Source organism: Candidatus Marivariicella framensis (genome assembly GCF_982709265.1).
Window position 1 is genome coordinate 1 of record NZ_CEXPNT010000039.1, and the last position, 6142, is coordinate 6142.

A 6142-nucleotide genomic window follows, 5' to 3' on the forward strand; every position below is an offset into this window, starting at 1 on the left:
AAAACTTCCAACACTAGTAATTAAAGATGATGAAGCTTTATTTTGCATAGCATCAGTTAAAATATTTAAACTTGCTCCAAAAGAACCAGATCCATTTGTTGATGTTCCTACTCCTCTTTGAAGCTGAATACTTTCAATTGAACTAGCAAAGTCTGGAAGGTTTACCCAAAATGTTCCTTGTGATTCAGAATCATTAAATGGTATACCATTTAATGTTACATTAACTCTAGAAGCATCACTTCCTCTTACGCGTATTCCTGTATAACCAATACCTGCTCCTGCATCACTAGTTGTGACAACACCGGGTAAATAATTTAATAGAACTGGAATATCCTGACCTAAATTACGAGATTTTATATCTTCTTTATTAATATTAGAATGTGTTACTGGATCAGTTTTTTTTGCTCTAATTGATGAAACTTTTACTTCTTCCAACATGAATACTTTAAGCGAGTCTGTTGATTCTTCTATTTCTTGTGAAAAACCATTTAAAAATGTTAGAAATAAAAATGCTCTAATTACTATTTTCATTTAAATGTGTTTATTTAAATAAAAGGGGCAGTTATTTTATGAATTAAAATTAAATCATTACTTCCTTGGCAGCATTACCTGCCCAGGTTCCATGGGTATAATCTCAGCCAATATGGCACCCCTTTGAGACATCACAAATATACAAATGAAAAGTTGTAGAAAAAAATCTATGACTTTAAAATGAGCTTATCTATAATTTCAACTGAAGTTTTTATTCGAGTAGTGACGTCTCCTGAAATTAGTTTATAAGGAAAGTCATACAAATCAAGAACTTCTTTAAAAACATTTAACATTTTTTCTCTATCATTTGGTCGATCTCTTAGGTAATCATTTTGCCATGGAATATCAACATCTGTGAGTAAATAATAATCATACTTTGAATGTTTTGCTGCTTTTAATATTTTAGAGGAACAATAACCATTAAAGTGAGTTTGAGACCATATTTGAGTTACAACTACATTAGTATCACAAAAAATAATTTTATTAGAATTTTTTATAAGTTTATTCTCAAGACTCTTCTGGCCTTCAATAATAATTGGTAGGTCTTCCAAGGAGCAAACCTCATTATTTCTATCCCATTTTTTTTGAAGATAATCCCTTGCAAACTCAGGAACACAATTAGTATTATAATGTGCTGCTAAATGATTTGCAAGAGTCGTTTTCCCTGAAGACTCAGGGCCAAATAAAACAATTTTTAAGCATTTATTCTTTGACATATGAAATTTCTTTTTTCCAAGCGACATAGCCAGCTAATGCAATCAGAGTAAAAACCAAATATTGAAAGCTTGTTATAGTTAAACCCTTATATAAATAAAGTGGTATTGAAATAATGTCTCCAACTATCCAAAACAACCAGTTTTCAATTTTTCTTCTTGCCATCAACCACATTCCAACAACAAAAATAGCTGTTGTGACTGTATCAACATATGCAATCATGTTATTCCACATATTAAAAACATTATATACAATAAAAATAAAAATAATTGCAAAAATGAATAAGAAAAAAGAGATCTTATATTCATATTTATTCATTTTTGAAATTGGATTTATAGTTATCCCATTACTAGAGCGAGTCCAATAATACCACCCATAAATACTTATGAAAAAATAATATGCATTTATAAGCATATCACCAATTAATCCCCAATAAAAAAGGAGATAAACATATATGGAGGTTGAAATCATTCCAGTTGGATATACCCAAATACTATTATTTTTTGAAAACCACACACTTAAAAAACCTAAAATAGTAGCTATAATTTCCAATGAAATATTTAAGCATGTGTACTCACTATATGGTTCAAATAAAAATTCTAGAATAGAAGACATTAATTATTTTTATAAGTTAATCAAAGATATAATATGTATTATTATTTTTTAAGTGCAACATTCACAATGTGAGAGTCTAAATTGATAGACGCTAAATCATAGAATTTATATTGATTATTATGAAAAACACTAGCCCGACTAGCTTTTTCTGAATTATACGGCTTATCAATATTTATTTGTTCTGAAAAGCTAATTCCAGGAGTCCGGAATGCTTTATAAGTTGCTTCTTTTGCGGTCCAAATAAAAGTTAATTCTTCAATTTTTCCAAGCGCAGAATTTTCTTTAATGTTAAGAAACTTAGGGCCTATTTTTATTATTTTCTCTCGAAATGATTCAATGTCAATTCCAATCTGAAAATCACTTAAACCTATTCCTGAAAAATATTTTGAATGTGAAATTGATATATATTTTCCAGATTTTAAATTAGGAGCTCCATTTGAGTCATAATAAAGATCACTTTCTATAATGCCTGCAATTTTCATTAATTGTCGTATTGATAAAATTCCCTTTCTATGTTCTTTACTTTTCAAGCTATTCAATCTTTTTCTAAGAGATTCGTTAATTACAATTCCCTTTTCCAAATTTCTTTCACTTTCATCAATTTTCCATAAATAGATTTTAAAGTTTTTAAAAATAGTTTTTGGAAAAAATTGCATTGTTAATTGGAAATTTTGTGTGTATTTTTGTATAAATTTTATACACAAATATACTATGGAATTAAAAGTAAAAGCTAACTATTCGCCTTATAAAGTTAAAGACATGAGTTTGGCAGAATGGGGCAGGAAAGAAATAACATTGGCTGAAGCTGAAATGCCGGGTCTAATGGCTCTTAGGAAACAACATGAGAAAAATAAGCCTCTCAAAGGAGCAAGAATAGCTGGATGTCTTCATATGACAATTCAAACCGCAGTTTTAATTGAAACGCTAGTTGAAATGGGAGCTCAAGTAACTTGGAGTTCTTGTAACATATTTTCCACCCAAGACCACGCTGCGGCTGCCATTGCTGCTGCTGGAATTCAAGTATATGCATGGAAAGGAATGAGTGAAGAGGAATTTGATTGGTGTATTGAACAAACATTATTTTTTGGAGAAAATCAGGATCCACTTAACTTGATCCTTGATGATGGTGGTGATCTTACAAATTTAGTTTTGGATAACTACCCCGAATTAATTAGTGCTATAAAAGGTCTCTCGGAGGAAACTACAACTGGGGTGCATCGTTTGTATGAAAGAATGAAAAAAGGAACTCTTCCCCTTCCAGCAATAAACGTTAATGATTCTGTAACTAAATCAAAATTTGATAACAAGTACGGATGTAAAGAAAGTGCGGTAGACGCAGTTAGAAGAGCGACAGATATAATGCTGGCAGGTAAAAGAGTTTTAGTAGCTGGTTATGGAGATGTGGGGAAAGGAACAGCGGCATCTTTTGCTGGTGCTGGATCTATAGTGACCATTAGTGAAATTGATCCAATATGCGCATTACAAGCTGCAATGGATGGCTTTGAGGTCAAAAAAATTATGTCTGTTATTGATAATATTGATATACTTGTTACCGCAACAGGAAACAAAGATATCATTGGGAAAGAAGCATTTCTTAGAATGAAGGATAAATCTATAATTTGTAATATTGGGCATTTTGATAACGAAATTGACATGAATTGGCTAAATACAGAGTATGGACATACGAAAACTGAAATTAAGCCTCAAGTTGATCTTTACACACTTGATAATGGAAATGAATTAATTATTCTTGCCGAAGGACGCTTAGTTAATCTTGGTTGTGCAACTGGTCATCCAAGTTTTGTGATGAGTAATTCATTTACAAATCAAGTATTGGCTCAATTAGAATTATGGCAGAATCCTGAAAAATATGAAAACAAAGTTTACATGCTTCCTAAGCACTTAGATGAAAAAGTTGCAGAACTACATCTTGAGCATTTAGGTGTTGAATTAGAGTCTTTATCTGAGGACCAGGCTAAATATATAGGTGTTACCGTAAAAGGGCCTTATAAGCCTGATTATTACAGATATTAATTATAAATAAAAAACCCTTCAAATGTTTGAAGGGTTTTTTATTTATAATTAAGTTATATGAATTTATGCTTCAAAAGGAGCTACAGAAACATACGATTTATTATTTCTCTTTTTAGAAAACTCAACGACACCATCTATTTGTGCATGAAGAGTATGATCTTTTCCTAAATATACATTTTCTCCTGGATTATGAGCAGTTCCTCGCTGACGCACTATTATATTTCCAGCTCTTGCTGCTTGACCTCCAAAAATTTTAACACCAAGACGTTTTGATTCTGATTCTCTTCCATTTTTCGAACTACCAACTCCTTTTTTGTGTGCCATGATTAATTATTTAATACTTTTAATTTAAAACCTTTATCAGATCAGCTTTTTTCATTTTTGATATTCCAGTTATTCCTTTTTCTTTTGCAAAAGCCTTAAGTTCTGAAACACCCATAGATGATAAATCTTTTTTTGGAGAGCTTGATTCAGAAACTTTTTTTGATTTAGCTTTTGAAACAGGTTTAACTTTTAAAACAGATTTAGGTTCTTCAGCTTTTTTCGAAGGTTTACTTACTGAAGAAGAAATATTTGAAATCTGAATTTCAGACAAATATTGTCGATGTCCATTTTTAACACGGTATCCTTTTCTTCTTTTTTTCTTAAAAACAATTACTTTATCACCTTTGAGGTGACTAATAATTTTAGCATCAACAGATGCTCCTTCTATAGTCGGGGCGCCAACTTTAACTTCTGTACCATCATCTAAAAGTAAAACCTTATCAAAAGAGACTTTTGATCCTTCTTTATTTTGTAAACGATGTACGAAGACTTTTTGATCTTTTGCAACTTTGAATTGCTGCCCTGCTATCTCTACAATTGCGTACATTTTATGTTATTTCGGAGGGCAAAGATATGTTTTTTAAGAATTAATCAAAACAAAAACAACTACTTTTATAACTATCTTTTATCGATAGAATATTTTCCAGGTCCTATTAGGGCAATTGCTGCAAAACCTGCAAGATATAATAATGGTAATTCTTGTCTGTTAAACGGATCACTTACATGAACAATTAATAACGCTACGCACATGGTTACAATGGGTAGTAATGAAGCCCATCTTGTTTTAAATCCAAGTATAATGAGTATTGGAGCAATAAATTCTGCAAAAACAGCTAATATGAGTGTGGGAACCGAACCTATTCCTAGTGGATCTCCAAACTTAACTTCGTCAGCAAAAAGTCTATTTAGTTTTCCCCATCCATGAGTTAACATTAATAAAGAAAAGGAGATTCTCAGAATAAGCTTACCGATATCAGATGTTTTCATAATACTAAATTTTTGTAAATGTAATAATTAATTTTTCTTAAAACTTTTAAGGTACCATTCAATAGTTAATTGCAAGCCTTTATCAAATGTTGTTTTAGGAATCCAACCCAGTTCATTTTTTAACTTGGATGAGTCAATAGAATATCTAAAGTCATGACCTTTTCTATCGGTTACGTATGAAATTAATTTTCTGGACCAACCATCAGGCCTTGAGAGAGCTTTGTCTACTTCTAATATCAATTTACTAATAATATCAATATTATTTAACTCGTTGTTCCCTCCAATATTATAAGTTTCACCATTTTTTCCATTATGAAAAATTAAATCAATTGCTTCAACATGATCTTTAACGTATAGCCAATCTCTTATATTCTTTCCGTCTCCATATATAGGTAAACTTTGATTCTTAATAATATTATTTATCATCAGCGGTATAAGCTTTTCTGTAAACTGGTGAGGGCCATAATTATTTGAACAATTTGAAATAATTATTGGCATTTTATATGTGTGATGGTAGGCTTTAACAAAATGATCTGAAGATGCTTTGGAAGCTGAGTAAGGAGATCTGGGATTATAAGGTGTGCTTTCTAGAAATGACCCCTCCATACCTAAGCTACCATATACTTCATCAGTAGAAACATGATAAAAACATTTATTAATAAAATTATTATTCCAATAATTTCTTACCGAATCTAATAGATTTAAGGTGCCCATTACATTTGTTTCAGCAAACTCTAATGGATTGTTAATTGAATTATCAACATGAGATTCAGCAGCTAGATGAATAATATTATCAATTTCATATTTAATAAGGATTTGAGAAATTGCATTTTTATCTCTTATGTCTATTTTTTCAAAAATATAGTTTTGTGAATTTTGAATTTCAGCCAAATTTTTAAGATTAGAAGCATATGTTAATGAATCAACATTAATTATT

Annotated in this window: 9 protein-coding genes; 1 reads left to right on the forward strand and 8 read right to left on the reverse strand. The window is 30.6% G+C overall.

Annotated elements, in window-relative coordinates; genetic code table 11:
* The 4 genes from AC34EU_RS08545 to AC34EU_RS08560 form a co-directional block, all read right to left on the reverse strand.
* On the reverse strand, nucleotides 1–531 hold a 531-nt coding region (locus AC34EU_RS08545), incomplete at its 3' end, for a TonB-dependent receptor plug domain-containing protein (protein WP_489696208.1).
* A gap of 167 nt (nucleotides 532–698) precedes the next feature.
* The gene (locus AC34EU_RS08550; protein ID WP_487533384.1) at nucleotides 699–1247 is read right to left on the reverse strand and encodes an AAA family ATPase; all 549 of its coding nucleotides are present in this window, start codon (nucleotides 1245–1247) and stop codon (nucleotides 699–701) included.
* On the reverse strand, nucleotides 1234–1860 hold the full coding sequence (gene pnuC, locus AC34EU_RS08555) for a nicotinamide riboside transporter PnuC (protein WP_487533385.1): 627 nt from the start codon (nucleotides 1858–1860) through the stop codon (nucleotides 1234–1236). Before pnuC ends, AC34EU_RS08550 begins: the two co-directional genes overlap by 14 nt.
* A 41-nt stretch (nucleotides 1861–1901) precedes the next feature.
* The gene (locus AC34EU_RS08560) at nucleotides 1902–2516 is read right to left on the reverse strand and encodes a 4'-phosphopantetheinyl transferase family protein (RefSeq protein WP_487533386.1); all 615 of its coding nucleotides are present in this window, start codon (nucleotides 2514–2516) and stop codon (nucleotides 1902–1904) included.
* Nucleotides 2517–2571: 55 nt separating this feature from the next.
* Between AC34EU_RS08560 and ahcY the strand changes: the two genes are divergently transcribed.
* Nucleotides 2572–3894 carry an adenosylhomocysteinase gene (gene ahcY, locus AC34EU_RS08565; protein WP_489696209.1) on the forward strand — a complete coding sequence of 441 codons (1323 nt, stop codon included), beginning with the start codon at nucleotides 2572–2574 and terminating at the stop codon, nucleotides 3892–3894.
* Between the two features lie 63 nt (nucleotides 3895–3957).
* On the opposite strand, the gene rpmA is transcribed toward ahcY, so the two are convergent.
* The 4 genes from rpmA to rfbB form a co-directional block, all read right to left on the reverse strand.
* Nucleotides 3958–4218: a 50S ribosomal protein L27 gene (rpmA, locus tag AC34EU_RS08570; protein WP_487533389.1), complete on the reverse strand. Its 261-nt coding sequence runs from the start codon at nucleotides 4216–4218 to the stop codon at nucleotides 3958–3960.
* A 19-nt stretch (nucleotides 4219–4237) separates the two neighbouring features.
* Nucleotides 4238–4765, reverse strand: a complete 528-nt coding sequence (rplU, locus tag AC34EU_RS08575; RefSeq protein WP_487533390.1) for a 50S ribosomal protein L21 — start codon at nucleotides 4763–4765, stop codon at nucleotides 4238–4240.
* A 71-nt stretch (nucleotides 4766–4836) separates the two neighbouring features.
* Nucleotides 4837–5205 (reverse strand): DoxX family protein, encoded by a 369-nt coding sequence (locus AC34EU_RS08580; protein WP_487533391.1) that lies wholly within the window; start codon nucleotides 5203–5205, stop codon nucleotides 4837–4839.
* Nucleotides 5206–5232: 27 nt separating this feature from the next.
* Nucleotides 5233–6142, reverse strand: a 910-nt coding sequence (gene rfbB, locus AC34EU_RS08585; protein ID WP_489696210.1) for a dTDP-glucose 4,6-dehydratase, incomplete at its 5' end; no start/stop codon positions are given.

Bases quoted from the DNA above. Each gene is read 5' to 3' on its own strand.
- AC34EU_RS08550 (WP_487533384.1), bottom strand. From the start codon at position 1,247: ATGTCAAAGAATAAATGCTTAAAAATTGTTTTATTTGGCCCTGAGTCT.
- pnuC (WP_487533385.1), bottom strand. From the start codon at position 1,860: ATGTCTTCTATTCTAGAATTTTTATTTGAACCATATAGTGAGTACACA.
- AC34EU_RS08560 (WP_487533386.1), bottom strand. From the start codon at position 2,516: ATGCAATTTTTTCCAAAAACTATTTTTAAAAACTTTAAAATCTATTTA.
- ahcY (WP_489696209.1), top strand. From the start codon at position 2,572: ATGGAATTAAAAGTAAAAGCTAACTATTCGCCTTATAAAGTTAAAGAC.
- rpmA (WP_487533389.1), bottom strand. From the start codon at position 4,218: ATGGCACACAAAAAAGGAGTTGGTAGTTCGAAAAATGGAAGAGAATCA.
- rplU (WP_487533390.1), bottom strand. From the start codon at position 4,765: ATGTACGCAATTGTAGAGATAGCAGGGCAGCAATTCAAAGTTGCAAAA.
- AC34EU_RS08580 (WP_487533391.1), bottom strand. From the start codon at position 5,205: ATGAAAACATCTGATATCGGTAAGCTTATTCTGAGAATCTCCTTTTCT.